Origin of the sequence: Streptomyces sp. NPDC000410 (assembly GCF_040300305.1) — a bacterium.
Lineage (GTDB): Bacteria > Actinomycetota > Actinomycetes > Streptomycetales > Streptomycetaceae > Streptomyces.
Genome location: NZ_JBEPDM010000037.1, coordinates 36527 through 50122, shown reverse-complemented (window position 1 = coordinate 50122; position 13596 = coordinate 36527). Strand labels below are relative to the sequence as shown.

The window sequence follows — 13596 nt, the reverse complement described above, 5'->3', positions numbered from 1 at the left end:
CTCCGGGCGGGGTAGTTCCGTGCCGGGATACGGCGGCACAAGACATCAGCAGTCGCGCAGTTCGGGCGACTGGTTGAGCAGCTGGGCCCGTGCGGAAGTGAAGCGGGCGAGCCGCTCGTCCACCGAGGGGTCCAGCGGGAACACCGCGACGCGGTGGCAGTTCTGGAATGCGAGCCGTACGCCGAAGTGCCGCTGAAGGGCCCCCCGGATGGCGTCGCTCGCGAGCGCGCGCAACAGCTGACCACGTGCCTGCTCGTCCGGCGGAGGCGTCTGGTTGTCGGCGAAGTCGCCGCCGTCCACCTTCAGCTGAGCCACCAGAGAGCTGATCATCTCCCATGCGAAGGGCAGGGAGGTCCGGACGCAGTCGACGAATGCAGCTTCGTCGACCTCGCCTCGCTCGGCCTGTTCCAACAGCGCCGGTGAGACGTCGAGCGACATGGGTTCTCCTCTCGCGACCCCGGGTACCGGAGTCTTACGGGCAGGGAAGGAGGGCGTCGGCGCACGGCTGAGCACGGCCGATCATGGCAACGCAGAGTGCACGGCCGACGACCTCCTGCTTCCACGTTAAGCGCGCTGTCTGGTCCGCACCAGGAGATTGGGAACACAACCGGCCATTAACGAAGGGGGACAAGACGGGCGACCCGAAGGGTCTCGGCCAGGCGCGGCGAGGGTGCCGTGACGGGTGGGGAGTGAGGAATCGCGCGGAGCCTCATGAGTCGAGTAGCGTTGCGCCCCATGCGTCTCGTCATCGCCCGCTGCTCCGTGGATTACGCGGGCCGGCTCACCGCCCACCTGCCCTCCGCGCCCCGTCTGATCCTGGTCAAGGCAGACGGCAGCGTCTCCATCCACGCCGACGACCGGGCGTACAAACCACTGAACTGGATGTCGCCGCCGTGCACGCTGAAGGAGGGCGACGGCGACAGAACTGACGTCTGGACGGTCGTCAACAAGGCGGGCGAGAAACTGATCATCACGATGGAGGAGATCCTCCACGACTCGTCGCACGAGCTGGGTGTCGACCCCGGCCTCATCAAGGACGGCGTGGAAGCGCACCTCCAGGAGCTCCTCGCGGACCGGATCGAGACACTCGGCGACGGATACAGCCTCATCCGGCGCGAGTACCCCACGGCCATCGGCCCCGTGGACATCCTGTGCCGGGACGCGGACGGGGCGACGGTGGCGGTGGAGATCAAGCGACGCGGTGAGATCGATGGCGTCGAGCAGCTCACCCGTTATCTGGACCTGCTGAACCGCGACCCCCATCTCGCGCCGGTCCGCGGCGTTTTCGCGGCCCAGGAGATCAAGCCGCAGGCGCGGGTGCTGGCGACGGACCGGGGCATCGGGTGCGTGGTGCTGGACTACGACGCCCTGCGCGGCATCGAGGACGACAAGCTTCGTCTGTTCTGACGGGCGGGGCGGGGGCGGCCCCGTACGGCCTTCGGCCGTGTCCTTCGAACGCCGGACCGGCTCCAAAGGAGCCGGTCCGGCGTTTCAGTTCGCGCTAGCTGCTCGAAGCCGAGCCGCTGGGGCTGCCCGCGCCGCCGTCCGTGGTGCCGGTGGTCGTGCCGCCCTCCGTGGTGCCGGTGGTCGTGCCCGTGGAGGTGCCGCCCTCCGTGCTGCCCGTGGTCGTACCCGTCGACGTACCGCCACTGGTCGGGGTGCCGGTCGAACCGGTCGACGTACCGCCCTCCGTGGTGCCGGTGGTCGTGCCCGTCGACGTGCCCCCGCTGCTCGGCGTGCCGGTCGAACCGGTCGACGTGCCCGTGGACGTGCCACCGCTCGACGGCGAGCCGGTCGTACCGCCCGTCGTCGACGTGCCGCCCGTCGTGCCACCCGTGGTGGACGACGAGCCGCTCCCGCTGGCGCTTCCGCTTCCGCCCGTCGTCGACGTGCTGCCGCCACCCGGAGTCGTCGGGTCGCCCGCCGAGCCGCTCTCGCCGGGCTTGGCGGGGACGTTGGGCGGGACGTCGGACGGGGTGCGGGAGGGGTCGTCGGAGGAGCCGCCCGTACCGCCGCCCGTCGTGCCGTCGTCGGGGCTGTGGGTGGAGTCCTTGGCGGGCTCGTCGGCGTTGAGGCCGTCGCTGCCGGTGTCCTCGTTCGCCGACTGCTCGTTCGTCACCTGCTTCGCGGGCCCGTCGCCTTCGCCGGACGTCGCCCCGAGCGTCACCACCGTGCCGAGTACGGCGGCGAGCAGCGCGCCCGCGCCGGCCGCGATCAGGTTGCGGCGGGCGCCGGAGAAGATCGTGCGGCGGGCGCCCACGGGCACCGGCGGCGGCGTCTCGCGGCGGGTGACCAGGGTCTCGTCCGGCCGCGGCGGCAGCCCGAGCGCGGCCGGAACGCCCCCGGGCGGGGACGCCGACTCCTCGTAGCGCGCGGCCGGAACCTCCTCGCCGGCCGGGGTGCGACCGCCGTGGACCGGGCCTCCGGCGCGGTCCGCGACCAGGGCGAGGGCCCGTCGGCCCGCGACCGTACCGCGCTTGTCGGCGAGCGCGCCGCGCAGCGCGATGGACGCCTCCAGCTCGGCGCGGGCCCGGTCGAGGTTCCCCGAGCACAGTGCGAGCACGCCCAGCTCATGGTGGAAGTACGCCTCCTCGGCGACCTCACCCGCGAGCCTGGCAGCCTCCTGGCCGGTGCGCAGGGCGCGCTCCCAGGCGCCCCAGTGCAGCCCCGCCGCGAAGGCGGGGGCGGCGCTGCGGGCGAGCAGGACGGCCGCGCTGGGGTGCCCGGCGTCGCGGCCCGGCACCAGCGCGGTCATCGCCGCGAGGACCGCGTCCGCCTCGGCGGCGGCCCGCTCGGGCGCCACCGAGGGGTGGCCTGCCCACCAGGCGTAGTGCTGGGCGGCGGTGTGGGCGCGGGTGACCGAGCCCTCGCCGTAGCCGGCGGCCACCAGCTGGGCCGCGACGCCCGCGGCCAGCCGGTAGCGGGAGCCGACGGGGGTGAGCAGTCCGGAGCCGGTCAGCTCGCCGAGCGCCGCGTCCGCGTGGGTGTCCCCGACGAGCGCGGGCAGATGCGCCTGGTGCGGGATCTCGCCGCCGAGCGCGACGGCGAACCGCAGGGTGTCGCGCGCCGATTCGCTGAGCCGGGAGGCCAGCAGCGCGGCGGGCGCGGCGCCCTCCCCCAGCGTCGGCAGCGGGACGTCGTGCCCGTCGGCGAACACGTCGTCCCCGTCGCCGTCCGGGTCCGGGGCGCGCAGGGCGTCGCGCTGCCGCAGCAGCGCACCGGCCTGGACGAACCGCAGCGGCAGGCCCTCCGACTCGAACCAGAGGTCACCCGCCCAGTTCGCCTCGTCGTCGGTGAGCGGCCGCTCGACGGCCCGCTCCAGCAGTTCCAGCGCGGTGCTGCGGCCGAGCCCCTGGAGGAAGACCTCTTCGAGGTGCGAGTCGGCCGAGGGCGCCGCGACGTCGGGGGTGGCGGCGAGCACGAAGGCGCACTCGGGGGTGGCGTCGAGCAGCTCGTCGAGCGCGGTGCCGCCGAACTCCAGGTCATCGAGGACGACGACGGCGCCGATGTCACGGACCAGCTCGAGCAGTCCGGCCCGGTCGGGGCGGTGCAGCGGTGCGCTGTGGACGGCGGTGAGGAGTTCGTACAGCAGCTCGGTGGGCGTGCGGTGGTAGCCGGAGAGACGGACGACCCCGTCGGGTGCGAGGTCGGCGCAGTCGGTGGCGATCGCGTCGAGCAGGGCCGTGCGTCCGGAGCCCGCGGGGCCGGTCAGCCGGACCGAGCGGCCGCGCCCGAGCAGCCGTACCAGCCGCTCTCGCTCCTCCCCGCGCTCCAGCAGCGGCAGCGGCGGGCCGGACGGACCCGGCGGCAGCGGCGGCTTGGCCGCGCGGCGCATCTCGTCGCGCTCGTCGGCGCTGTGGCGGACCGGAGCGGCGGGCTGTTCGCCGGGCGGGCAGGGCTCTATCTCACTGCCGTCGATGGGGTTGACGGTGAGCAGGAAGTCGCCGGAGACGAGCCGGGCGGTGCGGGCGAGCGCGGGCTTCTGCTGCCCGAAGTCGGCCGTCGCCGGGTCGCGCGGGGCGCGCGGGGCGACGCCCTCGGCGTCGTCGAGGCGGTCGTTGTCATGGCCGTACGATTCCGGCCCCCGGTTCATCGGGTCCATGGTCAAAGCCCCCCAGATGGCGTGGCGTGTTGAGAAGCCCCTCCCGGCCTGTCTGCACGCTCCGCTGTCGCTTCTGGTCCGGTGCCCGCCGTATGGGTCCGTCAATCGGCAGGCCACCGCACCCTAGACCTTGGGTCAGTATCCGGGAACAGGCGGGGTGCCGTGCCGCCCAGGACGTCACAGTCTCGTGAGGATTGTGCGTCCTGCCTGGATGGCCCCGTCAGACCCGAGGCAAGGATTCTGCGGCGATTCCACCCTCGATGGCCAGAATCCGGTGCAGGCGGGTGGCCACCAGGAGGCGCTGCATCTGGGGCGGTACGCCGCGCAGGACGAGCCGCCTGCCGCAGCGGCCGGCTCGCCGGTGCGCGCCCATGATGACCCCGAGCCCGGTGGCGTCCCAGGAGTCGAGACCGGTCAGGTCGAGCACGAGGTCACCGACTCCGTCGTCGACGGCCGAGTGCAGGACCGTACGGGCGTCCGCCGCGCTGCGGACGTCGAGGCGGCCCCCGACGACCAGCTCGGCATGGTCGCCCCTGATGTGCATATGCGCTCCCCGAGAGTGCTCCGTTTGGTCAGATGCTTCAACTACTGCTTTCCACAACTGACTGTCGTGTGGGTCCAGAAGTTGCCGCCTGTAAGCGAACCGATACCGAATTCACCCCATGGGGTGATACCTCATGGCCCAGTTCGGTTCAGTACCGGTTCGCCACCGGTTCAGCCGGTCCGGTACGTGCTCAGTGCTTGTAGAACCCCTGCCCGCTCTTGCGGCCGATATCACCGGCGTCCACCATCCGGCGCATCAGCTCCGGCGGGGCGAACTTCTCGTCCTGCGACTCGGTGTAGATGTTGCTGGTGGCGTGCAGCAGGATGTCGACGCCGGTCAGGTCGGCCGTCGCCAGCGGGCCCATGGCGTGCCCGAAGCCGAGCTTGCAGGCGATGTCGATGTCCTCGGCGGTCGCGACGCCCGATTCGTACAGCTTCGCGGCCTCGACGACGAGGGCCGAGATGAGCCGGGTGGTGACGAAACCGGCGACGTCGCGGTTGACGACGATGCAGGTCTTGCCGACGGACTCGGCGAACTCGCGGGTGATGGCGAGGGTTTCGTCGCTGGTCTTGTAGCCGCGGACGAGCTCGCACAGCTGCATCATCGGGACGGGCGAGAAGAAGTGCGCGCCGACGACGCGCTCCGGACGCTCCGTCACGGCCGCGATCTTCGTGATCGGGATGGCGGAGGTGTTGGAGGCGAGGACCGCGTCGTCCCGTACGAGCTTGTCGAGGGCGCGGAAGATCTCGTGCTTGACCTCGAGCTTCTCGAAGACCGCCTCGACGACGATGTCCGCGTCGGCGACGGCGTCGAGGTCGGTGGTCGTGGTGATGCGGGCCAACGCCGCCTCGGCGTCGGCGGCTTCGAGCTTGCCCTTGGCGACGAACTTGTCGTACGAGGCCTTGATGCCGTCGGTGCCGCGGGTCAGGGCCGCGTCGGTGACGTCACGCAGGACGACGTCCCAGCCCGCCTGGGCGGAGACCTGCGCGATACCGGACCCCATGAGTCCGGCGCCGATGACGGCGAGCTTCCTGGCCACTACTGCACCCCTTAACAGACGTTTACCTATCGGATCTCTGCCGGAGGTTAGCGCCCGTGAGGCGCGCTGTGGCGACGAAGAGATACGCGTCACGTCTCACATGACGGACATCACACCGGTGCGGCACCGATGGACACGTGCGCGGGTCACTCCGCCGCCCGTACGGCATAGGTCCGCACCTTCTCCCCCAGCAGCTCCTCCATCTCGTCGAGGAGCACGAGGGCTTCGCGGGAGACGACGGTGGCCTTGCGGCCGGCGACCATCTCGCGCCCGATACACCCCATCAGGGTGCTGTGGATCCAGGAGAGCTGACCGGCCACGAGGGTGGGCAGCGGGTCGTCCGGGGCGGCGCCGGTCTCCTCCCTGAGGGCCTCCTCCAGGTTCTCCAGCTGGTCCTGCTGGATCCGCCAGAGCCGGGAGCGCAGCGTGTGGGCCTCCTGGACGACCCGCATGAAGGAGGCGTAGCCCTCGAAGAGCCCGATGGACGGCGCGACGCTCTCGGCGGCTTCCCGCAGTTCGCGCAGGACGGCGTCGCAGGCGGATTCTCCCTTGCGGCGGCCGCGTACGTACCGCGCGAGGCGGTCGACGATGCTCGCGCCGCGGTCGAGGAAGAGGTCCTCCTTGGCCGGGAAGTAGTTGTAGACGGTGTTGACGGACACGTCGGCGGCTTCGGCGATCTCGGCGATGGTCACGGCGTCGAAGCCGCGCTCCAGGAACAGCCCGGTGGCCACATCCGAGATGTGCTGCCTGGTCTGCCGCTTCTTGCGTTCCCTCAACCCCTCTGCCATGGCCCCATCGTAGAGGCATCACTGGGCCCGATGAAAACTTGGAGTCATTGCAAATTTCAAGTGACTCTGTTTTCCTGACGGTATGACAATCAGTGCGGCCGGGCTCGCCCGGACCTTTCACACCAGGAACGGCACGGTCGAGGCCGTACGCGGCATCGACCTGACCGTGCGCTCCGGCGAGATCGTCGGCTTCCTCGGCCTGGGGGCACCTCCCATGCCCGAAGGGCTATGGGGGAGGTGCGGGCAAGACCACCACCCTGCGGATGCTCACCACGCTGCTGCCGCCGACCGGCGGCGTCGACCCGCAGCTCTCCGTACGCGAGGAGCTGGTCACGCAGGCACGGCTGCACCGCGCCCCCAAGGCCGAGGCCCTCGCCCGCGCCGACGAGCTGGCCCGCGACCTGGGCCTGACCGCACTGCTGGACCGCCCGTGCGCGGCGCTCTCCGGCGGGCAGCGGCGGCGGCTCGACATCGCGATGGGCCTGACGCACCGGCCCGAGGTGCTCTTCCTCGACGAGCCGACGACCGGTCTCGACCCGGGCAGCCGGGCCGAGCTGTGGAAGCTGGTCCGCCGGCTGCGTGACGAGCACGGCACCACCGTCTTTCTCACCACCCACTACCTCGACGAGGCCGACGAGCTCTCCGACCGGCTCGTCGTCGACAAGGGCGTGGTGGTGGCGGACGGCACCCCCGCCGCACTCAAGGAGCGGCACGTCGGCTCGGCCACCGCCTCCCTCCAGGACGCCTTCCTCGCCATCACCGGGCGCGGCCCCGCCCCGGTGGACGCCACCCCCCTCGCCGTCTAGGCCCTGTCAGGAGCCCCCTTTGCTGATCCACGACACCGCGCTGATCTTCGGCCGGTACGCCCGCGCGACCCTGCGGTCCAAGTTCCAGATCCTCTTCGGCGTGCTGATGCCGCTGCTGTACCTGCTCTTCTTCGGCCCGCTGCTGACCGGTCTCCCGCTCGGCTCCAAGGGCGACTCCTGGCAGGTCCTCGTCCCCGGGCTATTGCTCCAACTCGGGTTGTTCGGCGTCTCGTTCGCCGGTTTCGCCGTCATCCTCGACCAGCAGTCGGGCGTGGTCGAGCGGATGCTGGTCGCTCCCGTGAGCAGGCTCGCGCTGCTGCTCGGCCGGGTCCTGCGCGATGCCGCGCTGTTCGTCTTCCAGGCGGTGCTGCTGGTGCTCGCGGCCGTCGCGATGGGGCTGCGGGCGCCGCTCGGCGGCATCCTGATCGGCTTCGCCTTCGTCGCCGTACTGACGGTCGCGCTCGCGCCGCTGTCCTACGCGCTGGCGCTGAAGCTCTCCTCACCCCAGGAGTTCGGGCCGGTCATCAACGCCGTGTCGATGCCGTCGATGCTGCTGTCCGGGCTGATGCTGCCGATGGGGCTGGCGCCCGGCTGGCTCGACGTGCTCTCGCACTTCGTGCCGTTCCGCTACCTGGTGGACGCGGTGCGGGACGCGTACGTCGGCGAGTACGCGACGGTGTCGATGCTGTACGGGGTGCTCGTCGCGGCCGGGTTCGCGGCGCCGGCCGTGACCGTCGGCACGCGGGTCTTCCGGAAGGCCGGGGCGTAGCGGGGGCGGGACCGGCCTAGGCTGGCCGCATGGTCAATCTGACGCGCATCTACACACGCACCGGCGACAAGGGCACGACGGCGCTCGGCGACATGAGCCGCACGGCCAAGACCGATCTGCGGATCTCGGCGTACGCCGACGCCAACGAGGCCAACGCCGTCATCGGCACGGCCATCGCCCTCGGGCAGCTGCCGGAGGAGGTCGTGAAGGTCCTGGTCCGCGTACAGAACGATCTGTTCGACGTGGGCGCGGACCTGTCGACGCCCGTGGTGGAGGACCCGAAGTATCCGCCGCTGCGGGTCGAGCAGTCGTACATCGACAAACTGGAGGCGGACTGCGACCGCTTCCTGGAGGAGCTGGAGAAGCTCCGCTCCTTCATCCTCCCCGGCGGCACGCCCGGCGCGGCACTGCTGCACCAGGCGTGCACGGTCGTCAGGCGGGCGGAACGCTCGACGTGGGCGGCGATGGAGGTCCACGGCGAGACGATGAACGCGCTGACGGCGACGTATCTCAACCGGCTGTCAGACCTGCTGTTCATCCTTGCCCGTACGGCCAACAAGGAGATCGGGGACATCCTCTGGGTCCCGGGCGGGGAGCGCTGACGCGGACTCGGGGTTCTTCCTCGGCCAGATCGCGTAGCTGAGCGCGAACAGGCCGTGGAAGAACACCGCCCGCCAGGCGAAGCCCATCCACCCCGTCAGGGACGTGGTCCGGGACGCGTCGCCGACGTACCACATCGCGATCAGCAGCAGCCCGGTGGCGACGGCGGCGGCCACGACGGTGCCCAGCCACACCTTGCCCTCGTGGCGGGCGCGCGCCATGCCGTAGCGCGGCGGCTTCACCGGCGGGGGGCCGCCGCCGAAGCGGTGGGCGGCGTGGCCGTCGAGCCAGGTGATCGTGCGGTGGCCGTGGCCGACCGTGTAGCCGATGTAGAGCGCGGCGAGGCCGTGCTTCCAGCTCGGGTCGGCGCCGTTCTTCAGGTCGAGCGCGGTGACGACCAGCAGCACCACCTCCAGCAGCGGTTCGCAGAGCAGCAGCGCGGCTCCGGTGCGCGGCATCCGCAGCAGATAGCGGGCGGCGAGTCCGGCGGCCAGGAGTACCCAGAATCCGATCTCACAGATCGCGATCAGCATGACGATCACTGCCGCGCTCCCTTCTTCCTTCCGGCGTTTCCCTCCATGCTCCGGGCCGGGGCCGGCGATTTCGTCGGCGGTACGAAGGAACGCGCGCTGCACACTTCGATGTACCGCAGGCGCCCCGCACCTCGTCCACCGGACGGAAGACCCGGCCCGTACGCCGTTCCTAGGCTTCTCGCATGACTCCCGCGACGAAGAACCTGACCGAGGGCGCCCTCACCTTCCTGGTCGGCCTGGCCCTCAAGCTGTTCACGGCCGGCGTCGACACCCCGGTGATCACCCTGACCAAGGTCGGTGTCGTGATGATGGTCGCCGGCGGTGTGCTCGTGGCCTGGGGCCTGGTGCAGGCGGCGCGCGGCCCGGACCGTGTTTGATGGGACGGTGACCATCCCCCGCCCGCACCGCGACGACGTACTCATCTGCGTGGCCGGGTTCCTCGGCGGGCTGCTGCTGTGGCTGCTGAGGCTCGACTCCCACCCCGGGCAGGGCCTGCCGGCCCCGCGCTGGCTGGCGCTCGTGCCGCTGGCGGCCGCGTCCGGGGCGACGCTGCTGCGCCGCACCATGCCGCGCACCGCACTCGTCATCGGCTGCCTGGCGCTGACCGCCGACCAGTTCCTCACCGTGGGATCCATCGCCACCATCGGGCTGTTCACGGACCTGGTGTACGCCGCCGTGCTCTACGGCAGCCCTGCCGACGCCCGCCGTATCCCCGTCCTGTCCGAGGTCGGCACGGCGGTCGTGACCGTCACCGCGCTGGTGGTCTATCAGGACGCCGAGGCCGTGCTGTTCGGCCTGGTCTTCGGGCTGATCACGGTGGCGCCCGCCTGGACCGGGATCAGCGTGCGCAACCATCGCGACGCCGCCGAGGCGGCCACGCTGCGGGCCGAGCAGACCGCGCTGCTGGCCGAGTTGGACCGTACCCAGGCGGTCACGGCCGAGCGGGCCCGGATGGCCCGCGAGCTGCACGACATGGTCGCCAACCATCTGTCGGCCATCGCCATCCACTCCACGGCGGCGCTCTCGCTCGACGACCCGAGGACGACCCGCGACGCCCTGTCCGTCATCCGCGAGAACAGCGTCGACGGGCTGGCCGAGATGCGCAGGCTGATCGGGCTGCTGCGGGAGGGCGGCGAGGACGCGGAGCCCACGGCCTCGCCCACCCTGTCCGGGCTGGACGCGCTGCTCGCGCAGGCACGGACCAACGGGGCCTCCAGCGGGCTGGAGTTCGCCCTCGACGACGACCGCACCCCGGGCCTTCCGCTGCCGGCCCCGGTCGAACTCGCCGCGTACCGCATCGTCCAGGAGTCGCTGACCAACGCGCTCAAGCACGCGTCGCCCGGCGAGGTGAGCGTCGCCCTGGCCCAGGACGCGAAGAGCTTCACCGTGCGGGTGACCAGCCCGTACGGGGATCAGGGCGAGCGGCCCGGACCGCGGGCGCCCGGGTCCGGTGCGGGGCTCGTCGGGATGCGCGAGCGCGTGGCGCTGCTGGACGGGCGGTTCGAGTCGGGGCCGGCCACGGCGGCGGACGGCACGAAGATCTGGCACGTACGGGCCTGGCTGCCCGTCGAGGAAGGGAACAGCAGTTCATGACGATTCGGGTCGTGGTCGCGGAGGACCAGAGCGCCGTACGCTCCGGGCTGGTCCTGATCCTGGGCAGCGCGCCGGACATCGAGGTCGTCGGCGAGGCGGCGGACGGGGAGGAGGCGGTCGCGCGGGCCCGGGAGCTGCGTCCCGATCTGGTGCTCATGGATGTCCAGATGCCCCGGCTCGACGGGGTGTCGGCGACACGGCAGGTGGTCGGCGAGGGCCTGGCCGACGTTCTCGTGCTGACGACCTTCGATCTCGACGAGTACGTGTTCGGGGCGCTGCGCGCCGGCGCTGCGGGCTTCCTGCTGAAGAACACCGAGGCCAGAGATCTGATCGAAGCGGTACGGACGGTCGCGCGCGGCGAGGGCCTGATCGCTCCGGCCGTGACCCGCAGGCTGATCGCCGAGTTCGCGTCGCCGAGGCCTCTGCGGTCGGCGGACGCGCCGGACCCCGCCGTGCTGGACGTTCTGACGCGGCGGGAGCGCGAGGTGCTGGCGTGTCTGGGGCAGGGGCTGTCGAACGCCGAGATCGCGGTACGGCTGGAGATGGCGGAGGCGACGGTGAAGACGCATGTCAGCCGGCTGCTGGGGAAGCTGGAGCTGCGCAGCCGGGTCCAAGCGGCGGTGCTCGCCCAGGAGTTGGGGATCTGAGCACGGCTGCGGCCACAGCATGTACACCTAAGGTCTGGACCTCTTGACGATTGGTCCAGACCTTCCTAGTCTCGCCGCACGGCATACCGCTGTGAGCCCTGCGGATCGCCGGCACGGACCGTCCCCCCTTTGTCCGTCCGCAACTCGAGGAGCACCCTTGAGCACGAGAACCCCCCGCACCGGAAGCAGATTCAGATCACGAGCGACGGCGGGACTCACCGCCCTGCTCCTCCCTCTCGCCGCGATGGTCGGCCTCGCCGCCCCCGCCGAGGCGGCGACCTCCGCCACGGCGACGTACACCCGGACCCAGGACTGGGGCAGCGGCTTCGAGGGCAAATGGACGGTGAAGAACACCGGCACCACCTCGATCGCCTCATGGACCGTCGAGTGGGACTTCCCCTCCGGTACGTCCGTCACCTCGGCCTGGGACGCCGATGTCACCGGCTCCGGCACCCACTGGACCGCCAAGAACAAGAGCTGGAACGGCACCCTCGCCCCCGGCGCCTCCGTCTCCTTCGGCTTCAACGGCGCGGGCTCCGGCTCCCCGGGCAACTGCAAGCTCAACGGCGCCTCCTGCGACGGCGGCACCGTCCCCGGCGACAACGCGCCCTCGGCCCCCGGCACCCCGACCGCGAGCAACATCACCAACAGCGCGGTGACACTGAGCTGGACGGCCGCGACGGACGACAAGGGCATCAAGAACTACGACGTACTGCGCGACGGCACGAAGGTCGCCACCGTCACCGGCCTCACGTACACCAACACCGGCCTGAGCGCGGGTACGGACTACTCGTACGCGATACAGGCCCGGGACACCGCCGACCAGACCGGCCCCGTCAGCGGCGCCCGCGCCGTCCGGACGACCGGCGGGAACCCGAACCCCAACCCCGGGACCAAGGTCAAGCTCGGCTACTTCACCGAATGGGGCGTCTACGGACGCAACTACCACGTGAAGAACCTCGTCACCTCCGGCTCCGCGGCGAAGATCACGCACATCAACTACGCCTTCGGCAACGTCCAGGGCGGCAAGTGCACGATCGGCGACGCCTACGCCGACTACGACAAGGCCTACACCGCCGACCAGTCCGTCGACGGCGTCGCCGACACCTGGGACCAGCCGCTGCGCGGCAATTTCAACCAGCTGCGCAAGCTCAAGGCCAAGTACCCGCACATCAAGGTGCTCTGGTCGTTCGGCGGCTGGACCTGGTCCGGCGGCTTCGGCCAGGCCGTGGCGAACCCGACGGCCTTCGCCCAGTCCTGCTACGACCTGGTCGAGGACCCGCGCTGGGCCGATGTGTTCGACGGCATCGACCTGGACTGGGAGTACCCGAACGCGTGCGGTCTGACCTGCGACACCAGCGGTCCGGCCGCGATCAGGAACATGATGCAGGCGATGCGCGCCAAGTTCGGTGCGAACAACCTGGTCACCGCGGCCGTCACGGCCGATGCCTCGTCCGGCGGCAAGATCGACGCCGCCGACTACGCGGGCGCCGCCCAGTACATCGACTGGTACAACGTGATGACGTACGACTTCTTCGGCGCCTGGGCCGCCCAGGGCCCGACCGCCCCGCACTCCCCGCTGACCTCGTACGCCGGCATCCCACAGGCGGGCTTCAACTCCGCCGAGGCGATCGCCAAGTTCAAGGCCAAGGGTGTGCCCTCGTCGAAGCTGCTGCTCGGCATCGGCTTCTACGGGCGCGGCTGGACCGGAGTGACCCAGTCGGCGCCGGGCGGCACCGCGACCGGCCCCGCGCAGGGCACGTACGAGCAGGGCATCGAGGACTACAAGGTCCTCAGGAACAGCTGCCCGGCCACCGGAACCGTCGCCGGTACGGCGTACGCGCACTGCGGCGGCAACTGGTGGAGCTACGACACCCCGGCGACCGTCACCTCGAAGATGGGCTGGGCGAACAACCAGGGGCTGCGCGGAGCGTTCTTCTGGGAGTTCAGCGGTGACACCACCAACGGCGAGCTGGTGAGCGCGATCAACAGCGGACTGGGATAGCGGCCGGCCCGCTCAGGTCCTGTCCGGTCGATCAGGCCGAATCAGCGAGTGGGGGTCCCCCCACGCCCGCAGGGCATAGGGGGGAGGGTCCGGTGCGTGCAGCTGCAAGGCGGCGGAGGGAATCGACGCGGTGGCGGCACCTCCCGTGCCCGAAGGGCTACGGGGGAGTC

Annotated in this window: 13 protein-coding genes and 1 pseudogene; 8 read left to right on the top strand and 6 right to left on the bottom strand. The window is 71.2% G+C overall.

Annotated elements, in window-relative coordinates; genetic code table 11:
* Nucleotides 1–45: 45 nt before the first annotated feature.
* Nucleotides 46–438: an SCO5389 family protein gene (locus tag ABT342_RS28225; RefSeq protein WP_351579769.1), complete on the bottom strand. Its 393-nt coding sequence runs from the start codon at nucleotides 436–438 to the stop codon at nucleotides 46–48.
* Nucleotides 439–735: 297 nt separating this feature from the next.
* Here ABT342_RS28225 and nucS point away from each other — a divergent pair, with 297 nt between their 5' ends.
* Complete coding sequence (gene nucS, locus ABT342_RS28220) at nucleotides 736–1407, top strand: endonuclease NucS (protein ID WP_351579766.1); 672 nt, start codon at nucleotides 736–738, stop codon at nucleotides 1405–1407.
* Between the two features lie 94 nt (nucleotides 1408–1501).
* Here the strand turns inward: nucS and ABT342_RS28215 are convergent, their stop codons facing one another.
* From ABT342_RS28215 to ABT342_RS28200, 4 genes are all read right to left on the bottom strand, one after another.
* The gene (locus tag ABT342_RS28215) at nucleotides 1502–4102 is read right to left on the bottom strand and encodes an ATP-binding protein (RefSeq protein WP_351579764.1); all 2601 of its coding nucleotides are present in this window, start codon (nucleotides 4100–4102) and stop codon (nucleotides 1502–1504) included.
* A gap of 220 nt (nucleotides 4103–4322) precedes the next feature.
* Nucleotides 4323–4646, bottom strand: a complete 324-nt coding sequence (locus ABT342_RS28210; protein ID WP_114624143.1) for an STAS domain-containing protein — start codon at nucleotides 4644–4646, stop codon at nucleotides 4323–4325.
* A gap of 190 nt (nucleotides 4647–4836) precedes the next feature.
* Entirely contained in the window at nucleotides 4837–5685 is an 849-nt protein-coding gene (locus ABT342_RS28205; RefSeq protein WP_351579760.1) for a 3-hydroxyacyl-CoA dehydrogenase family protein, read from the bottom strand.
* A gap of 146 nt (nucleotides 5686–5831) precedes the next feature.
* Nucleotides 5832–6473 carry a TetR/AcrR family transcriptional regulator gene (locus ABT342_RS28200; RefSeq protein ID WP_351579757.1) on the bottom strand — a complete coding sequence of 214 codons (642 nt, stop codon included), beginning with the start codon at nucleotides 6471–6473 and terminating at the stop codon, nucleotides 5832–5834.
* Nucleotides 6474–6555: 82 nt separating this feature from the next.
* On the opposite strand from ABT342_RS28200, the pseudogene ABT342_RS28195 reads away from it, so the two are divergent.
* The 3 genes and pseudogenes from ABT342_RS28195 to ABT342_RS28185 all read left to right on the top strand — a co-directional run bounded on the left by ABT342_RS28195 (nucleotide 6556) and on the right by ABT342_RS28185 (nucleotide 8650).
* A pseudogene (locus ABT342_RS28195) lies at nucleotides 6556–7279 on the top strand (ABC transporter ATP-binding protein).
* Between the two features lie 19 nt (nucleotides 7280–7298).
* A complete protein-coding gene (locus ABT342_RS28190) occupies nucleotides 7299–8048 on the top strand; it encodes an ABC transporter permease (RefSeq protein WP_351579754.1) in 750 nt (249 codons plus the stop codon).
* 29 nt (nucleotides 8049–8077) lie between these two features.
* On the top strand, nucleotides 8078–8650 hold the full coding sequence (locus tag ABT342_RS28185; RefSeq protein ID WP_351579751.1) for a cob(I)yrinic acid a,c-diamide adenosyltransferase: 573 nt from the start codon (nucleotides 8078–8080) through the stop codon (nucleotides 8648–8650).
* Here ABT342_RS28185 and ABT342_RS28180 read toward each other — a convergent pair.
* A complete protein-coding gene (locus ABT342_RS28180) occupies nucleotides 8570–9190 on the bottom strand; it encodes a hypothetical protein (protein WP_351579748.1) in 621 nt (206 codons plus the stop codon). The two genes, ABT342_RS28185 and ABT342_RS28180, sit on opposite strands and share 81 nt — an antisense overlap.
* 173 nt (nucleotides 9191–9363) lie before the next feature.
* On the opposite strand from ABT342_RS28180, the gene ABT342_RS28175 reads away from it, so the two are divergent.
* The 4 genes from ABT342_RS28175 to ABT342_RS28160 all read left to right on the top strand — a co-directional run bounded on the left by ABT342_RS28175 (nucleotide 9364) and on the right by ABT342_RS28160 (nucleotide 13426).
* Nucleotides 9364–9558 (top strand): DUF5708 family protein, encoded by a 195-nt coding sequence (locus tag ABT342_RS28175; RefSeq protein WP_351579745.1) that lies wholly within the window; start codon nucleotides 9364–9366, stop codon nucleotides 9556–9558.
* Nucleotides 9559–9565: 7 nt separating this feature from the next.
* Nucleotides 9566–10774, top strand: coding sequence for a sensor histidine kinase (locus ABT342_RS28170; protein ID WP_351579742.1), 1209 nt, complete (start codon nucleotides 9566–9568; stop codon nucleotides 10772–10774).
* Nucleotides 10771–11421 carry a response regulator gene (locus tag ABT342_RS28165; protein WP_351579739.1) on the top strand — a complete coding sequence of 217 codons (651 nt, stop codon included), beginning with the start codon at nucleotides 10771–10773 and terminating at the stop codon, nucleotides 11419–11421. The genes ABT342_RS28170 and ABT342_RS28165 overlap by 4 nt, the downstream gene beginning before the upstream one ends.
* 157 nt (nucleotides 11422–11578) lie before the next feature.
* Nucleotides 11579–13426 carry a glycosyl hydrolase family 18 protein gene (locus ABT342_RS28160; RefSeq protein ID WP_502965631.1) on the top strand — a complete coding sequence of 616 codons (1848 nt, stop codon included), beginning with the start codon at nucleotides 11579–11581 and terminating at the stop codon, nucleotides 13424–13426.
* Nucleotides 13427–13596: the final 170 nt, after the last annotated feature.

What these genes read in the sequence shown, in the direction of transcription:
- ABT342_RS28185 (WP_351579751.1), top strand. Translation starts at nt 8,078, where the DNA reads ATGGTCAATCTGACGCGCATCTACACACGCACCGGCGACAAGGGCACG.
- ABT342_RS28175 (WP_351579745.1), top strand. Translation starts at nt 9,364, where the DNA reads ATGACTCCCGCGACGAAGAACCTGACCGAGGGCGCCCTCACCTTCCTG.
- ABT342_RS28215 (WP_351579764.1), bottom strand. Translation starts at nt 4,102, where the DNA reads ATGGACCCGATGAACCGGGGGCCGGAATCGTACGGCCATGACAACGAC.
- ABT342_RS28225 (WP_351579769.1), bottom strand. Translation starts at nt 438, where the DNA reads ATGTCGCTCGACGTCTCACCGGCGCTGTTGGAACAGGCCGAGCGAGGC.
- ABT342_RS28210 (WP_114624143.1), bottom strand. Translation starts at nt 4,646, where the DNA reads ATGCACATCAGGGGCGACCATGCCGAGCTGGTCGTCGGGGGCCGCCTC.
- nucS (WP_351579766.1), top strand. Translation starts at nt 736, where the DNA reads ATGCGTCTCGTCATCGCCCGCTGCTCCGTGGATTACGCGGGCCGGCTC.
- ABT342_RS28165 (WP_351579739.1), top strand. Translation starts at nt 10,771, where the DNA reads ATGACGATTCGGGTCGTGGTCGCGGAGGACCAGAGCGCCGTACGCTCC.
- ABT342_RS28200 (WP_351579757.1), bottom strand. Translation starts at nt 6,473, where the DNA reads ATGGCAGAGGGGTTGAGGGAACGCAAGAAGCGGCAGACCAGGCAGCAC.